The following is a 13,282-nucleotide window of genomic DNA, read 5'->3' on the forward strand; positions in this document are numbered from 1 at the left end:
GCTGATGTCTTCACATAAAACCTTAGCACTCGCCCTGTGCCTGGCCATGACCGGTTGCGCCAGCCACTCCCCGGACGCCGCAAAGGACGGTGGCCTGAACTGGTGGCCATTTGGTTCGGACAAGGTCGCTGACAAGGAAGTGAAGGAGGCCGTCGTCGAGAACGTGGCCAAGGCCGACGCCAAGTCCGAAAGCGGCAGCCGCTGGTGGTGGCCGTTTGGCAGCGATGAGAAGAAGGACAAGGTCGCAGCGGTGCCGAAGATCGACCACAAGGCCACGCAGGCCTGGCTCGACCAGTACGAGCCGAAGGTCCGCGAAGCGATCAAGGGCAGCAAGTTCGAGCTGGAGCGCCGCGAGGATTTGCTGGCGGTGACCATCCCGGTCGACAGCTCCTACAACCCTGATCGCCCGAACATGCTGCTGCCCGCGACCCTTGGCCCGATCACCCAGGTCGCCAAGGTCATCGAGACCGATACCAAGACCGCTGTGCTGATCCTCGGTCACGCCGATACCAGCGGCGCCACGACCGCCAACCAGAAGCTCAGCCTCGAGCGCGCCGCTTCAGTGTCGGCGATCTTCCGTCTCAGCGGCCTGCAGCGCGACCGCCTGATGCTCAAGGGCATGGGCGCGGTGATGCCGCGTGCCGCCAATGACAGCGCCGAAGGCCGTGCCTTGAACCGCCGTGTCGAACTGCTGCTGACCCCGCAGAACACCATGGTCGCGCTGCTCGCCAAGTACCAGCAGGCCGCCCCGGCGCCGGCTCCGGCGGCGATGGTTGCCACTCAGGACGCCAAGGCCCCGGCCGCCAAGCCTGTCGCTAAGGCCGCCGCCAAGCCGGCTGCGAAGAAACCTGCCACCAAAGCCAAGGCGCCGGCCAAGGCCAGCACCACCGCCAAGAAGAAAGCCGCTGCGGCCAAGCCAGCCGCGAAGAAGGCCGCCACCGACAAGAAAGTCGCCGCCAACAGCCCTGCGAAGACCAACTGATCGTCAAGGAAACGCAGCATGACCCAATCCCTGGCCGATATGCGCCGCGACTACACCCGTGATGGCCTGGCCGAAGCCCAGGCTCCCGGGGAGCCGTTCGCGCTGTTCCACCACTGGTTCGCCGATGCGGTGAAGACCGAGCAGCTGCCGGTGGAAGCCAACGCCATGACCCTGGCCACCGTTGATGCCGAGGGGCGTCCGCATTGCCGGGTGTTGCTGCTCAAGGCGCTGGACGCACGCGGTTTCACCTTTTTCACCAACTATGAAAGTGCCAAGGGCCAGCACATTGCGGCCAACCCTTATGCGGCGATGACCTTCTTCTGGCCGGCGCTGGAGCGCCAGGTGCGGATCGAGGGGCGGGTGGAGAAGGTCACGGCCAAGGAGTCGGACGACTATTACCAGGTGCGCCCGCTGGGCAGCCGGTTGGGGGCCTGGGCGTCGCCGCAGAGCCGGGTGATCGCCGATCGCGAGGAGCTGGAAGGCCTGGTCAAGGCCACCGAGGCGCGCTTTTCCGACAGCCAGCCGCATTGCCCGGAGCATTGGGGCGGTTACCGCTTGCTGCCCGAGCGCATCGAGTTCTGGCAGGGGCGGGCGAGCCGCTTGCATGACCGCCTGAACTACCGCCTGGTCGATGGCCAGTGGGCGCGCGAGCGCCTGGCGCCCTGACCAGGATGGGGCCGCGACGCGGCCCCATCATCAACGATACCCCGCCGCTTCCCGCTCCAGCCACGCCGCCAACTCCTTGCGCCGCACCTTCTCCACCCGCGCCCGCTCCAGCAACTTGAGCATGAAGTCCTGCTTCGCCGGATCCTCCCCGGCCAGCGACAGCGCCAGGTCCCGGTCCATCCAGCGGCGCATGCGCACATACAGCCACCCGTGAAAATACAGCCCGGCGACCGTCACGACGACGACGATGAAGTAATCCATGGCTATCCTTGGTCTCACCTGTAGGCCCGCAAATCAGCCAGCAACGGCTGTACCTGAGCTGAATGAAAACAATTTTATAACGTTTGCGCCGTGACACTTGTCAAGGCGCGGAGTCTAATGGACACCTGTCTTATGGAGATTGTCCCCATGCGTAAATCCGCTTTGCTGCTGGCCAGCTTCACCACCGTGTCGCTGCTGCTGGGCGGCTGCCAATCGTCGCTGACCGGCGACAGCTACTCCCGTGATGAGGCCCGCCGCGTGCAGACCGTGCGCATGGGCACCATCGAATCCCTGCGTCCGGTGAAGATCGAAGGCACCAAGACGCCAATCGGTGGCGGCGCTGGCGCCATTGTCGGTGGTGTCGCCGGCAGTGCCGTCGGTGGTGGCCGTGGCAGCATCGTCGCGGCGGTGATCGGTGCCGTGGCCGGTGGCCTTGCGGGTTCCGCCGCCGAAGAAGGCCTGACCCGCACCCAGGGTGTCGAAATCACCGTGCGGGAAGACGACGGCAGCATGCGCGCCTATGTGCAGCAAGTGCAGCAGAACGAGATCTTCCGTGTGGGTGAGCGAGTTCGCATCATGACTGTCGACGGCACCAGCCGCGTCACGCACTGACAGCACGCTTGAAAAGAAAACCCCGACCGGCTTGGCCGTGTCGGGGTTTCTTTTTGTCTGTGAAAGACGATCGGGTTAGTCGTTCAGCCCGAGGATATCCCGTGCCACCGCTTCGGCAATGCGAATCCCGTCGACACCGGCAGACAGGATGCCACCGGCGTAGCCTGCGCCTTCACCTGCCGGGAACAGACCCTTGAGGTTGAGGCTCTGGAAGCTGGCGTCACGGGTGATGCGCAGTGGCGACGAGGTGCGGGTTTCGATGCCGGTCAGCACCGCGTCGTGCAGGTTGTAGCCCTTGATCTGGCGGTCGAAGGCCGGCAGCGCTTCACGGATCGCCTCGATGGCGAAGTCCGGCAGGCTTGGTGCCAGGTCGCCCAGGGTCACGCCCGGTTTGTACGACGGCTCGACGCTGCCCAGCGCGGTGGACGGGCGCCCGGCGACGAAGTCACCGACCAATTGCGCCGGTGCCTGGTAGTTGCTGCCGCCCATCACGTAGGCATGGGCTTCCAGGCGCTCCTGCAGCTCGATACCGGCCAGCGGGCCACCCGGGTAGTCGCGCTCGGGGTCGATACCGACGACGATGCCGGAGTTGGCGTTGCGCTCATTGCGCGAGTACTGGCTCATGCCATTGGTGACCACGCGGCCAGGCTCGCTGGTGGCGGCGACCACGGTGCCGCCCGGGCACATGCAGAAGCTGTAGACCGAACGACCGTTCTTGGCGTGGTGCACCAGCTTGTAGTCGGCGGCGCCGAGTTTCGGGTGGCCGGCGTACTTGCCCAGGCGCGCCTTGTCGATCAGCGACTGCGGGTGCTCGATACGGAAACCGACCGAGAACGGCTTGGCCTCCATGAACACGCCCTTGGCGTGGAGCATGCGGAATGTGTCGCGGGCGCTGTGCCCCAGGGCCAGCACCACATGGCGCGAGTGCAGCTGTTCACCGCTCTGCAGCACCACGCCGGTGAGCTGCTCGCCGTCCACCAGCAGGTCGGTGACCTTCTGCTCGAAGCGCACCTCACCGCCCAGGGTGATGATTTCCTCGCGCATCTTCTCGACCATGCTGGTCAGGCGGAAGGTACCGATGTGCGGCTTGTTGATGTAGAGAATCTCGTCGGGCGCACCGGCCTTGACGAACTCTTCCAGCACCTTGCGACCGTGGTGATTCGGGTCCTTGATCTGGCTGTACAGCTTGCCGTCGGAGAAGGTCCCGGCGCCGCCTTCGCCGAACTGTACGTTGGATTCGGGGTTGAGCACGCTCTTGCGCCACAGGCCCCAGGTGTCCTTGGTACGCTGGCGCACCTCTTTACCGCGCTCGAGCACGATCGGTTTGAAGCCCATCTGCGCCAGCAGCAGCCCGGCGAAGATGCCGCAGGGGCCGAAGCCGACCACGATCGGGCGCGCCGGCAGCTCGGCCGGGGCCTGGCCGACGAACTTGTAGCTGACGTCTGGGGCCACGCCGATCTTGGCGTCGCCTTCGAAGCGGCGCAGCAGCTCGTCTTCGTTGCTGGTTTCAAGGTCGATGGTGTAGATGAACAGCAGCTCGCTGTTCTTCTTGCGCGCGTCGTAGCTGCGCTTGAACAGGGTGAAGCCGAGCAGTTGCTCATCGCTGATGCCCAGGCGCTGGACGATGGCGGCGCGCAGCTCGTCGTCGGAGTGGTCCAGGGGCAGCTTCAGTTCGGTGATTCGTAGCATGGCAGGGTCCAGTATCCCGGCCATGGGCGGCCGGCGGCTTTACACAAACCGCCAAGTATAAGCTGTTAGCCGCCCCGACTGGCAGGATAAAAGCACCCGGTGATCAGAGGTCGCGGGCGCCGCCGTAGTAGGCGCAGCCCTGCAGGGTCTTGCCGTCGATGCGCAGCTCGGCCTTGAGGTGGCGGATGGCGCCGGTGGCGCCGTCGACGCAGCGCTGTGGCGCGACCCACAGTTCGACACGCTGGCCGTTGGCCTCGCTGGACAGGCTCAGGCCGCCGCCGGGCAGCGCTTCTTCCAGGTAAGGCAGTGGCAACGGCTCCTGGCCGATGCGGTTGAGCACCATGCCCTTGCCGCTGGCCTTGATGTCCCAGTCCGGCTCGTGGCCGCCGGCGCGCAGGGTCAACTGCTTGAAGTTGGGGTCTTCGCAGCCACGGTATTCGGAGGTGTCGAGGCGGTACAGGCGGGTCACGTCGAGCTGGCCGTCGCTGCCTGCCTGCTTGCTGCCGGCCATGCGCGCGCGGACATCGGCGAACAGCTTGTCACCGGCGTCGTCGGCCAGGGTGGCGGCCTCTTGCAGGATGCCGGTGCTGGCAGCGTCGTTGACGATGAAGCGGCGGCTTTCGTTACAGGGTTTGAACAGCAGATGGCCGCCGGCCGCGCTCAGTTCGCCTTGCAGACGGGTGGTGCCCAGGTTCGGGTCGACCGGTTTTTCGGCCAGCATCTGGCAGCCTGCGAACAGCGGCAGCAGGGCGGTGAGCAGTAGGGAAGGGGTGAGGCGCATCAGGCGGGCTCCGGTGTTCGGGCAAAAAGTGCCGGTCACGTTACCGAGCCTGCCGGGCCTCTACAAGAGGCACGGCCTCATCGCGGCGCAAGAAAAAAGGGCCCGAAGGCCCTTTGATCATTCAACCCCCGAGGTACGCATCGCGTACCTTCGGGTCGGTCAGCAACGCTTCACCGGTACCTTGCATCACCACCTTGCCGTTCTCCAGCACATAGGCGCGGTCGGCGATCTTCAGCGCCTGGTTGGCGTTCTGCTCCACCAGGAACACGGTCACGCCATCGCGGCGCAGCTGTTCGATGATGTCGAAGATCTGCTGGATGATGATCGGCGCCAGGCCCAGCGATGGTTCGTCGAGCAACAGCAGCTTGGGCTTGCTCATCAGTGCCCGGCCGATGGCCAGCATCTGCTGCTCGCCACCGGACATGGTGCCGCCACGCTGGATGTAACGCTCCTTCAGGCGCGGGAACAGTTGCAGGACCTTGTCCAACTGCTCCTGGTAGTCGCCCTTGTTGGTGAAGAAACCGCCCATGGCCAGGTTTTCCTCGACGGTCAGCCGGGCGAACACGCGGCGGCCTTCCGGCACTACCGCGATGCTCTTGCGCATGATGTGCGACGACGGCTGGCCGACCAGTTCCTCGCCCAGGTACTTGATGCTGCCGCTGCTCGCCTGGGGCGAGCCGCACAGGGTCATCAGCAAGGTCGACTTGCCGGCGCCGTTGGCGCCGATCAGGGTGACGATCTCGCCCTGGTTGATCTCGACGTTGACGCTGTGCAGCGCCTGGATCTTGCCGTAGAAGGTGGAAACGTTCTCGAACTTCAGCATTTACGCCTCCCCCAGGTAGGCCTTGATCACATCAGGGTTGCCGCGAATCTCTTCCGGCGTGCCGTCGGCCAGGGGCGTGCCCTGGTTGATCACCACGATGTGGTCGGAAATGCTCATCACCAGCTTCATGTCGTGCTCGATCAGCAGCACGGTCACGTTGTGCGATTCGCGCAGGTAGGCGATGAGGGCCTTGAGGTCCTCGGTCTCCTTGGGGTTCAGGCCGGCGGCCGGTTCGTCGAGCATGATGATCCGCGGCTGGGTCATCATGCAGCGGGCGATTTCCAGGCGCCGTTGCTGGCCGTAGGCCAGGGTGCCGGCGGTACGGTTGGCGAACTCGGTCAGGTTGACCTTCTCCAGCCAGTACTGGGCGCGCTCCATGGCCTCCTTCTCGCTGCGGCGGAAGCTCGGGGTCTTGAACAGGCCGGCGAAGAAGTTGGTGTTGAGGTGGCGGTGCTGGGCGATCAACAGGTTTTCCAGCGCGGTCATTTCCTTGAACAGGCGCACGTTCTGGAAGGTTCGCACCACGCCCTTGCGGGCGATCTGATGGCCGGCCAGGCCCTGGATCGGCTGGCCGTCGAGCAGGATGGTGCCGCCGCTGGGCTTGTAGAAGCCGGTCAGGCAGTTGAACACGGTGGTCTTGCCGGCGCCGTTCGGGCCGATCAGTGCCACCACCTGTTTTTCCTTGACGGTCAGGGCCACGCCGTTGACCGCCAACAAGCCGCCAAAGCGCATGCTCAGGCCGCTGACTTGCAGAATTTCGCGGCTCATCGAGGCAGCTCCATGTGCGGACGTTGCATGGGCAGCAGGCCCTGCGGACGCCAGATCATCATCAACACCATCAGCGCACCGAACATCAGCATCCGGTATTCGCTGAACTCACGCATCATCTCCGGCAGCAGGATCATCACGATGGCCGCGAGAATCACGCCCAATTGCGAACCCATGCCCCCCAGCACGACGATGGCGAGGATGATCGCCGACTCGATGAAGGTGAACGACTCCGGTGTCACCAGGCCCTGGCGGGCGGCGAAGAAGCTGCCGGCGAAACCGGCGAAGCAGGCACCCAGGGTGAACGCCGAGAGCTTGATCACGGTGGGGTTCAGGCCCAGCGCGCGGCAGGCGATCTCGTCTTCACGCAGCGCTTCCCAGGCACGGCCGATCGGCATGCGCAGCAGGCGGTTGATCACGAACAGCGCCAGCAGGGCCAGCAGCAGGGCGACCAGGTAGAGGAAGATGACCTTGTTGATCGAGTTGTATTCCAGCCCGAAGAACTCGTGGAAGGTCTGCATCCCCTCGGCGGCGCGGCGCTCGAAGGTCAGGCCGAAGAACTCCGGCTTGGGGATGTTGCTGATGCCGTTGGGGCCGCCGGTCCAGTCGGTGAGGTTACGCAGGAACAGGCGGATGATCTCGCCGAAGCCCAGGGTCACGATCGCCAGGTAGTCACCGCGCAGGCGCAGCACCGGGAAGCCGAGCAGGAAGCCGAAGGTCGCGGCCATCAGGCCGGCGATCGGCAGGCACACCCAGAAGCTCCAGCCCAGGTAATGCGAGAGCATCGCGTAGCTGTAGGCGCCGACGGCGTAGAAACCTACGTAACCCAGGTCGAGCAGGCCCGCCAGGCCGACCACGATGTTCAGGCCCAGGCCCAGCAACACGTAGATCAGGATCAGCGTGGCGATGTCGACCGCGCCGCGGGAGCCGAAGAACGGCCAGATCAGGGCGGCGACGATCAGGCCCATGATCACCCAGCGTTGGGTTTTCGGCAGGGTCAGGAAGTTGCTCACCGAAGGCGGTACCAGCTTGCGGTCCGAGCGGCGGCCCATCACCGCGCTCCACTGCTTGTCGAACAAGACCCGCAGGAACATCAGCACCGAGCACGCGGCGATGATGCCGATGGTGAACGAACCCTGGCTATGCACCACCAGGCTGATGCCATCGATGCTGAGTTTCAGGCCCAGCACCGGGAAGGCCACGGCCCAGACCAGCAAGGCGCTGAAGAACGCCTGTTTGAGATTTCTGTTCATACTTTTTCAACCTCCGGGCGGCCCAGGATGCCGGTCGGCCGGAACAGCAGGACAAGAACCAAAAGACCGAATGCCACCACGTCCTTGTACTGGTCGCCGAAGATGTCGGCGCCGAACGCTTCGGCCACGCCCAGCACCAGCCCGCCGAGCATGGCGCCCGGGATGCTGCCGATGCCGCCCAGTACCGCCGCGGTGAAGGCCTTCAGGCCCACCAGGAAACCGGCGTTGGGGTTGATCACTCCGTACTGCATGCTCAGCAGCACGGCCGCCACCGCCGCCAGCGCGGCACCGATGACGAAGGTCAGGGCGATGATGTTGTTGGTGTTGATGCCCAGCAGGTTGGCCATCTTGATGTCCTCGGCGCAGGCGCGGCAGGCGCGCCCCAGGCGGGAACGGGAGATGAACAGGGTGAGGCAGGTCATGGCGACGAGGGTCACCACGAACACCAGGATCTGCATGTACGAGACCAGCACTTCCTCAGCGCCCCCCGGGCCGAACGAGAAGCTGCCGGGGATCAGGTTGGGGATGGACTTGTCTTTCGAGTCCTGTGACAGCAGGACGGTGTTCTGCAGGAAGATCGACATGCCGATGGCGGAGATCAGCGGGATCAGCCGGTTGCTGTTGCGCAGCGGCCGGTAGGCGACCCGTTCGATGCTGTAGCCATAGGCACTGGTGACGAAGATCGTGGCGACGAAGGCCACGGTCATCAGGATCGGCAACGAGTGGATGCCCATCATGGCCAGCCCGGCGAGGGCGATGAAGGCCACGTAGGAACCGATCATGTACACCTCGCCGTGGGCGAAGTTGATCATGCCGATGATGCCGTACACCATCGTGTAACCGATGGCGATCAGCGCGTAGGTACTGCCGATGGTCAATCCGTTAACCAGTTGTTGTAGGAAATGGTAGATCTCAGGCATTACAGCGCTCCTAAAAACCTGATTTGCATTTCTCTGGCGGGGGATGACCCCGGCCCCTTGTTCTCGTGGTCTTCGCCACGTGATCTTTTTGCGGGCACGGCCAGGAAACCGCGGGTGACGGTTTTAAGATTTTCAGGTGAACCGGCTCCCGGATCACGGGAATCAGGTTCATGAACCTCGTAAAACAAAGCCCACTGCTCGCACAGTGGGCTTCTCGGTCAGCTATTAGTCACGCAGTTACTGAGGGGAGACTTCGGTCTTCGGCTTGCCGAAGTGCCATTCGTAGACCACGAACTTGAAGTCTTTCAGGTCGCCCTTGTCGTCATACGACAGGTCGCCGGTCGGGGTCTTGAAGGTGCCTTTGTGAATGGCGGCGGCCACCTTGTCGGTGTCTTCGGAGCCGGCAGCCTTGATGCCCTGGGCGATCAGTTCGACAGCCGAGTAGGCCGGGAACACGAACGGACCGCTTGGGTCCTTGCCGTCGGCCTTGATGGCGTCGACGATGGCCTTGTTCTCAGGTGCTGCGTCGAACGACTTGGGCAGGGTCACCAGCAGGCCTTCGGAGGCGCCTTGGGCGATCTGCGAGATGGAGTCGTTACCCACGCCTTCCGGGCCCATGAACTTGGCTTTCAGGCCTTTCTCTTGTGCCTGGCGCAGGATCAGGCCCAGCTCCGGGTGGTAGCCGCCGTAGTAGACGAAGTCGACGTTGTTCTGCTTGAGCTTCTGGATGATCGAGGAGAAGTCCTTGTCACCGGCGTTCAGGCCCTCGAAGACGGCAACCTTGGTGCCCTTGCCTTCCAGGGTGGTCTTGACCGCGGTGGCGATGCCTTCGCCGTACTGCTGCTTGTCGTGCAGTACCGCAACGACCTTCGGCTTGACGTGGTCGGCGATGTAGTTGCCGGCGGCCGGGCCCTGGGCGCTGTCCAGGCCGATGGTGCGGAAGATCAGCTTGTAGCCACGGGCGGTGATTTCCGGGGAGGTGGCGGCTGGAGTGATCATGATCACGCCTTCGTCTTCGTAGATGTCGGACGCAGGCTGGGTGGAGCTGGAGCACAGGTGGCCGATCACGTACTTGACGCCATCGTTGACCACTTTGTTGGCGACGGCCACGGCCTGTTTAGGGTCGCACGCGTCGTCGTATTCCTTGGCTTCGAGCATCTTGCCATCGACGCCGCCCTTGGCGTTGATGTCCTTGATGGCCTGTTTGGCGCCGACGAACTGCATGTCGCCGTACTGGGTCACCGGCCCGGTCTTGGGACCGGCGATGCCGATCTTGATGGTGTCGGCGGCAAACGAATGGCTGGCGACTCCGGCCAGAACCATCGCGGCAAACAGCTTGGAAATCTTGATCATAGTGCTCCACTCATTCTGTTGTAATTCTTATAGTCCTGAGGCCAGGGCTACAGACCGGGCGGGATTAGCGGCCTGGCTACGCCAATGCCGTAAGCCCACCTTCCCCCGGAACATGTCCCGGAACTGTACCGGTACAGTGTAGAGCGCTGTCCGAGCGCTTGAAAAGCGGGCGAAAAGCGTCTGTCTCAAGGGGTGTCGCTTGATCGACATAAAGATACAGAAAAGCGCCATCACTTTGCCTGTATTCCCGGCCCGCCCCCACAAGTTCGGGCCTGATCGACCAAATTACGTATTTGAAACCGGGTTTTTCTGCAAAAATGCCGGCCTTTTTGTTGGCCGATCTTTGCGCAGGTAAACCCATGACTGATCAAGTAAGCACCCTCTATGCCAAACTGCTCGGCGAGACTGCCGTCATCGAGTGGAAAGCCCTGGAGCGTTTCTGGGCCAAGGGTGACCTGATTTGGGTCGACCCCAGCCTCGACCTGATCGCCGTTGCCGAGGCGATGGCCGAGAATCGCGGCGAGATCTTCGCCAAGTGGCGCAATGATGGCACTGTCGGGCCGGTCTCCGCCGAGCAGGCACTCGACCTGCAAACCCGCGATCCAGAGATCTGGGCGGTGGTCGTTTCGCCGTTCATCGTGATCCAGGCGAAGAAAGCGGAATAAGCGCGAGCTTTTTTAGTGCGTGAAAACGCGCAAACGCTCCGCAATGGTGCGCATTGACGCTCACGTAAGGTGGAAGTTGGTAACAGTGGCGGGGTGATTCGGCGGGGCGGTAACAGTTTACGGGATGCGTAAATGGGGCCGCTTTGCGGCCCCAACTGGATCAGTAGTCCACGCGCCCGGTATGGCTGTTCAGCGAAATCACCCGGGTCTTGCCGATGCGGTGGCGGAAGATCTCGCGCAGATACTTCACCGCCTTCTTAACGCACTCGCGCGACAGGCGGATGTCGTTGATCGAGACGAAGCGGCTCTTGTCGTTGATCAGTTCGCGGTACTTCTTCTCGTACATCGGCTTGATCGCGTACCAGTTGGTGTCGAGAATCTTCGCCGGGTTCTCGAACTCGTTGAGCAGGTCGTCGATGCTGTCTTCATCGAAGTGCTCGCTGGTGATGAACTCGAGGATCGCATTGTCCATGGTGTCGTCGAAGCGGTACGGGTTACGCGCGAAGCAACGCTTGATGAACGCCACGATCAGCGTGAGGAAATCGTCCGACAGGCACGGGCTCTTGGCGATCAGGGTGGTCAGCGACAGGTTGGCCGAGGCGCCGATCACCAGCGCATAGCGCTTGAGCGTGGTGTTGGGGAACAGGCTGTTGAGGTGGGTCTTGAGCCGGTTCAGGTCCATGTACGACAGCTTGTAGTCCTTGGGCAGCGAGACGATCGACACCACCGACGAACAGTTCTTGAAGAAGTGCAGGTCGTGCAGCGCCGCGGCGTCGTAGCCCGAGGCCTGGTACTGCTCCAGCGCGGCGCGGTAGCGGCGCGACTCGATCGGCAGCAGGCTGATGCCTTCGATGGCCTGGGTCTGCTTGTTGAAGTGCGGCAGGTCGATGGAGCGGAAGAACAGGTCGTCGATGTCCAGGCGCGGCTGCTCACGCTCGAACACCTTGAACTTGTCCGACCCTGCCGGCGGCACTTCCGGTACCACCGACTCGGCATAGGCGATGGCCACGGGGCCGGCCAGGCTCATGAACAGGTCGTTGGCGTCCAGGCGGATGGTCTCGCCGATGTCGATGCCGGCGCGGCGGAAGTAGTTCTGGTCGTAGTCGGTGGTCACCGCCTGCGCCGTGAGGATGTTGAAGATCTGCTGGGAGATGTACTGGTTGGCGTGCTTCTCCATGGCGTTGACGTCGATGTTCTGGATCGTGCCGTCGTCGCTCTCCTCGGCGTAGCGCATGATGTCGTTGGAGATCAGCATCATCGCGTTCCACGGGCGGATGCGGCCCATGACGCTGGCCTCGCTGCTGTCTTCATTGTCGAAGTTGTACGAGAAGTCCCATTCCTCCGACAGGTATTTGCACAGCAGGCGCCCGGCGTTGATGTGCAGCGCCTCGGACATTTCGCTGCGGTGATCGGAGGCATTGGGCAGCACGCAGATACCGCTGGTGAAGATCGGCTCGAACACGAACGAATGCCCGCTCTTGCCGTCATTCTCGTCGGCCGGCTTGGTATCGAAGGTCTTGTTCATGTACGAGTACTGCTGGGCCAGGCCGAATTCCGAGGCCATGCCCGAGCCGGTGCCGCCGCCGGCGCTGAAGATGTAGAAGTACAGGCGCGACTGGTTGGCCTTGATGCCGCAGGAATCGATCAGGTACGAGTGGATCAGCTTCCAGTCGGCGCTGGAGAAACGCTGGGTGTCCTTGTTGAGGATGATCTTGGCCAGGTACTGGCCGAGGATCGGCGCGTTGCCGGCGCCGCCGGCATGCACCTCGGACAGGTCCATGATCTTCATCTTGCTGTAGTCGCGCAGGAAGCCGCCGCGCTCGCCCTTGCGCGAGAAGCGGATGCGCCCGGCGATGTCCTTGTCCAGGTCGCCAAGCATCACCAGCGGCTCGACCAGGAACACCGGCTTGGCCGCCTTGTTCTGTACCAGGCGCAGGTTCTGGCGGATCCAGCGCGCCGGGCTGTAGCCGGCCTCGCCCTTGAAGCGGTCCTCGTTGTTGTACTCATTGAGGAAGAATGTGCGGGCGTTGTACACCAGCTCCGCCACGTCCAGGGCGATGTTCGAGCCGCAACGACCCAGGCCGATCAGGCACACCGACGGGAACTGCTGCTCCAGGCGCAGCTGGTCCTCGTCCTCGACATGCAGGTTGGGCGGGAACACCAGGTCGCGCAGGCCGTCGAGATTGTCGAGGATGCGCTGGATGTCCTGCTCGGTGAAGTACAGGTACTGTTGCGCCGGCGTGCTGCGGGTCGCGGGGAAGTCTCGAGCACTGCCGGCGGTCAGCGAGGTGGTGCTGAGGGACGGCTCGGGAGCCGCATTGGCAGAAGTGTTCGTAGAGGTCATAGTGCGCCATTTGCCTGGTGTGGTTGGCTTCCCGGTGATGCATGTCATCTAGCCATCACGGAGAAATTTCGCGACTTTATCAGTGCGTCTTTTTCTTGTGCGATAGGGGGTTTCCTTAGTCGGACTAAGGTTTTTCCCTTCTCACCCGCATTGCATCGTCCGTTT

13 protein-coding genes are annotated in these 13,282 nt (G+C 63.2%); 4 read left to right on the forward strand and 9 right to left on the reverse strand.

Annotated elements, in window-relative coordinates; translation table 11 throughout:
- The first annotated feature begins 4 nt into the window (after positions 1 to 4).
- The gene (locus tag AAHK21_RS19975) at positions 5 to 982 is read left to right on the forward strand and encodes an OmpA family protein (protein ID WP_367858133.1); all 978 of its coding nucleotides are present in this window, start codon (positions 5 to 7) and stop codon (positions 980 to 982) included.
- Between the two features lie 18 nt (positions 983 to 1,000).
- Positions 1,001 to 1,648: a pyridoxamine 5'-phosphate oxidase gene (gene pdxH, locus AAHK21_RS19980; protein WP_110704384.1), complete on the forward strand. Its 648-nt coding sequence runs from the start codon at positions 1,001 to 1,003 to the stop codon at positions 1,646 to 1,648.
- Positions 1,649 to 1,678: 30 nt separating this feature from the next.
- On the opposite strand, the gene AAHK21_RS19985 is transcribed toward pdxH, so the two are convergent.
- Positions 1,679 to 1,909, reverse strand: coding sequence for a hypothetical protein (locus AAHK21_RS19985; protein WP_031316816.1), 231 nt, complete (start codon positions 1,907 to 1,909; stop codon positions 1,679 to 1,681).
- A 147-nt stretch (positions 1,910 to 2,056) separates the two neighbouring features.
- Here AAHK21_RS19985 and AAHK21_RS19990 point away from each other — a divergent pair, with 147 nt between their 5' ends.
- Positions 2,057 to 2,521, forward strand: coding sequence for a glycine zipper 2TM domain-containing protein (locus AAHK21_RS19990; protein ID WP_023632818.1), 465 nt, complete (start codon positions 2,057 to 2,059; stop codon positions 2,519 to 2,521).
- A gap of 75 nt (positions 2,522 to 2,596) precedes the next feature.
- Here the strand turns inward: AAHK21_RS19990 and AAHK21_RS19995 are convergent, their stop codons facing one another.
- The 7 genes from AAHK21_RS19995 to AAHK21_RS20025 all read right to left on the reverse strand — a co-directional run bounded on the left by AAHK21_RS19995 (position 2,597) and on the right by AAHK21_RS20025 (position 10,108).
- Positions 2,597 to 4,210 (reverse strand): NAD(P)/FAD-dependent oxidoreductase, encoded by a 1,614-nt coding sequence (locus tag AAHK21_RS19995; RefSeq protein ID WP_046854483.1) that lies wholly within the window; start codon positions 4,208 to 4,210, stop codon positions 2,597 to 2,599.
- Between the two features lie 103 nt (positions 4,211 to 4,313).
- Complete coding sequence (locus AAHK21_RS20000) at positions 4,314 to 4,991, reverse strand: COG3650 family protein (RefSeq protein ID WP_094012561.1); 678 nt, start codon at positions 4,989 to 4,991, stop codon at positions 4,314 to 4,316.
- A 121-nt stretch (positions 4,992 to 5,112) separates the two neighbouring features.
- Positions 5,113 to 5,814 carry an ABC transporter ATP-binding protein gene (locus AAHK21_RS20005; RefSeq protein WP_023631160.1) on the reverse strand — a complete coding sequence of 234 codons (702 nt, stop codon included), beginning with the start codon at positions 5,812 to 5,814 and terminating at the stop codon, positions 5,113 to 5,115.
- Complete coding sequence (gene livG / locus AAHK21_RS20010; RefSeq protein ID WP_023631159.1) at positions 5,815 to 6,582, reverse strand: high-affinity branched-chain amino acid ABC transporter ATP-binding protein LivG; 768 nt, start codon at positions 6,580 to 6,582, stop codon at positions 5,815 to 5,817.
- Complete coding sequence (locus tag AAHK21_RS20015; protein ID WP_046854486.1) at positions 6,579 to 7,835, reverse strand: high-affinity branched-chain amino acid ABC transporter permease LivM; 1,257 nt, start codon at positions 7,833 to 7,835, stop codon at positions 6,579 to 6,581. The genes livG and AAHK21_RS20015 overlap by 4 nt, the downstream gene beginning before the upstream one ends.
- Positions 7,832 to 8,755 (reverse strand): high-affinity branched-chain amino acid ABC transporter permease LivH, encoded by a 924-nt coding sequence (livH, locus tag AAHK21_RS20020; RefSeq protein WP_028692119.1) that lies wholly within the window; start codon positions 8,753 to 8,755, stop codon positions 7,832 to 7,834. Before livH ends, AAHK21_RS20015 begins: the two co-directional genes overlap by 4 nt.
- A gap of 237 nt (positions 8,756 to 8,992) precedes the next feature.
- A complete protein-coding gene (locus AAHK21_RS20025; protein WP_038706647.1) occupies positions 8,993 to 10,108 on the reverse strand; it encodes a branched-chain amino acid ABC transporter substrate-binding protein in 1,116 nt (371 codons plus the stop codon).
- 359 nt (positions 10,109 to 10,467) lie between these two features.
- Here AAHK21_RS20025 and AAHK21_RS20030 point away from each other — a divergent pair, with 359 nt between their 5' ends.
- The gene (locus AAHK21_RS20030) at positions 10,468 to 10,773 is read left to right on the forward strand and encodes a DUF2288 domain-containing protein (RefSeq protein ID WP_046854488.1); all 306 of its coding nucleotides are present in this window, start codon (positions 10,468 to 10,470) and stop codon (positions 10,771 to 10,773) included.
- A gap of 160 nt (positions 10,774 to 10,933) precedes the next feature.
- Here the strand turns inward: AAHK21_RS20030 and AAHK21_RS20035 are convergent, their stop codons facing one another.
- Positions 10,934 to 13,117: a hypothetical protein gene (locus tag AAHK21_RS20035; protein WP_367858134.1), complete on the reverse strand. Its 2,184-nt coding sequence runs from the start codon at positions 13,115 to 13,117 to the stop codon at positions 10,934 to 10,936.
- Between the last annotated feature and the right edge of the window lie 165 nt (positions 13,118 to 13,282).

The sequence above is a fragment of the Pseudomonas sp. TE50-2 genome, from assembly GCF_040813665.1.
Classification (GTDB): Bacteria; Pseudomonadota; Gammaproteobacteria; order Pseudomonadales; family Pseudomonadaceae; genus Aquipseudomonas; species Aquipseudomonas soli.